Origin of the sequence: Auritidibacter sp. NML100628, from assembly GCF_003185985.1 — a bacterium.
Lineage (GTDB): Bacteria > Actinomycetota > Actinomycetes > Actinomycetales > Micrococcaceae > Auritidibacter > Auritidibacter ignavus.
Genome location: NZ_QHLP01000032.1, coordinates 1 through 2540, shown reverse-complemented (window position 1 = coordinate 2540; position 2540 = coordinate 1). Strand labels below are relative to the sequence as shown.

2 protein-coding genes are annotated in these 2540 nt (G+C 58.2%); both read left to right on the top strand.

Translation table 11 applies throughout. From position 1 onward, the window contains the following. Positions 1 to 336: 336 nt before the first annotated feature. Entirely contained in the window at positions 337 to 2001 is a 1665-nt protein-coding gene (locus DCC24_RS11845; RefSeq protein ID WP_110100102.1) for an ABC-F family ATP-binding cassette domain-containing protein, read from the top strand. Between the two features lie 12 nt (positions 2002 to 2013). Continuing rightward, positions 2014 to 2540, top strand: a 527-nt coding sequence (locus DCC24_RS11840) for a TetR/AcrR family transcriptional regulator (protein ID WP_110100101.1), incomplete at its 3' end; no start/stop codon positions are given.

Here is a 2540-nt window from a genome sequence, read left to right as displayed (position 1 = left end):
GCCACGGAGAGCGTCAAAGTCACTCTTCTGAGGCTGTTCGACGATGAAGTCATCGGTCATGACCTTGCCACCTTCCTGCGCTGACCGGTAGGCGACTGCGGTGCTGACGAGCCACCGCTCAGCGCTTCTGTGTGTTGTACTCGAACCGAAGCTATCACGGGCGTGATATATAGCACGAGTGTGACACACCGTACCGCCCCGATCCAAGCCATCGCCACCCGACCCCCGTGGCTACGACGTTGGAGCGGGGAATCGGCTCGGGCGACGCTGCGGCTCAACGCCGCTACCAAGGTCTGGGTTCCATCATTTGTCACGACCGTGATACCGTGGTGGCCCATGAGCTATCTCGAAGCACAGTCGGTGAGCTACACGCTGGCCGACGGTCGGCCCCTGCTCCGCGACGTCTCGTTCCGTGTCGGCCCTCGGGAGAGAGTGGCGGTGATTGGAGCGAATGGAGCAGGTAAAACGACACTGTTACGCATCATCACAGGCGAGATCACTCCCGAGGCGGGGGCAGTCTCCCGCAATGGCTCGATTGGAGTGATGCGCCAGTTCGTCGATTCCGGGACGGTCCAAGAATTGCTACTGTCGGTGGCTCCTCCGCCCTTGCAGGAAGCCGCCGCAGAACTACGTCGTGCCGAACAAGCGGTTGCCACTACAGACGATATTGATCGGCAGATGGAATACGCATCCGCTCTGGCCGCTTGGGGCGAGAAGGGTGGTTACGATCTCGAAGTTCTTTGGGATGCGTGCGCCACGGATTCCCTGGGCTTGCCATTCGAGAAGTGTTGGGACCGTCCGGTGACAACGTTATCGGGCGGTGAGCAGAAGCGCCTCATTCTTAACGCGCTCCTTCGTGGCCCTGATGAGATTCTTCTCCTCGATGAACCAGACAACTTCCTCGACGTCCCAGGCAAACGCTGGCTTGAAAACCAGTTGGTCGAATGTAATAAGAGCGTGCTCTATATCAGCCATGACCGCGAACTTCTCGCAAACACTGCCACGAGTATCGTCACTCTCGAGCTGGGCAGCGCAGGTAACACCGCATGGGTTCACTCTGGCGGCTTCAGCGGATATCAGAAGGCACGCACGCAGCGGTTTGAAAGGCTGGACGAACTGCGGCGTCGATGGGATGACGAGCATGCAAAGTTACGTTCGCTTGTTCAGATGTATAAGCAGAAGGCGGCCTATAACTCAGATATGACCTCCCGGTACAGGGCGGCGCAGACTCGGTTGGCCAGGTTCGAACAGGCTGGTCCGCCTGAGGCGCAACCACGGGAGCAAGAACTTGCGATACGTCTACATGGAGGCAGGACGGGCAAGAAGGCTCTGACGTGTGAGCAACTCGAACTCACCGGACTCGTCCGGCCCTTCGACTTCCAAGCTTGGTACGGTGACCGCATTGCCGTTCTCGGCAAGAACGGATCTGGAAAGTCGCACTTCCTTCGTCTGCTAGCAGCCGGCGGCGATGACCCCACCCCTGAACACGAACCTGTATCCGAGATGCAGATTGATCCAGTGACGCACGACGGTACCGCGCATCTAGGCGCCCGAGTCCGTCCGGGCTGGTTCGCTCAAACACATGGACGCCCCGACCTTCGCGGCCGTAGTCTGCTCTCGATACTGCATCGTGGTGACGAGCACCGGCGTGGAATGCCGCGAGAAGAGTCGTCCCGAGTGCTAGCTCGTTACGAGCTCGCCCGTTCCGCCGAGCAGAACTTCGATTCCCTGTCTGGGGGGCAACAAGCTCGCTTCCAGATCCTTTTGCTCGAACTTGGCGGTGCGACAATGTTGCTTCTCGACGAGCCGACTGACAATCTCGACTTGGAGTCAGCGGAGGCCCTTCAACGAGCGCTCAGAGCCTATGACGGGACAGTTCTTGCCGTGACCCATGACCGTTGGTTTGCCCGAGATTTCGATCGCTTCTTGGTCTTCGCCAAGGACGGACAGACGTACGAAACCGACCATCCTGTATGGGACGAATCTGTCAAAAGGAAATGAGGATGAAAACACATGCCTGCACGCATAGACGCAGAGGAACGCCGCCAGTATGTCATCGATGCTGCATTTCGGTTGATCGTAGCAGAGGGCCTTGAAGGACTTACCCTAAGGAAGGTGGCAGCTGAAGCGGACCTCAATATAGGGTCGGTACGGCACTTTTTTGATGGCCATGAAGACCTACTGACGGCTGCAGCTCACGAAGCCGGAAACCGGATGGGACAGCGACTCATGCACCATCCGGTCGAGCAGTTGAGGGGCCTCGAAGGTGAGGAGGCTCTAACTTCCTTGCAAGATCTCCTGGAACAAGTTCTCCCTGTCGATGAACCGCGGAGGATGGAGGCGATCGTTGTCCTTGAACTCATACGTGCCTCAAGAACACAGACAGTATTTGCATCATCCGCTGCACAGATGGCAAGCGATCTTCATGACATTATTGCTGCGGCACTAGCCTGCCTCGAAGTGCCCAACCCCAGCGCGGCAGCCCGGCAAGTTTCGGCCCTTGTTGGTGGCCTGACACTTGACACCGTCACGCCTCATGG

Coding starts and splice junctions, on each gene's coding strand:
- DCC24_RS11845 (WP_110100102.1), top strand. CDS start 337: ATGAGCTATCTCGAAGCACAGTCGGTGAGCTACACGCTGGCCGACGGT.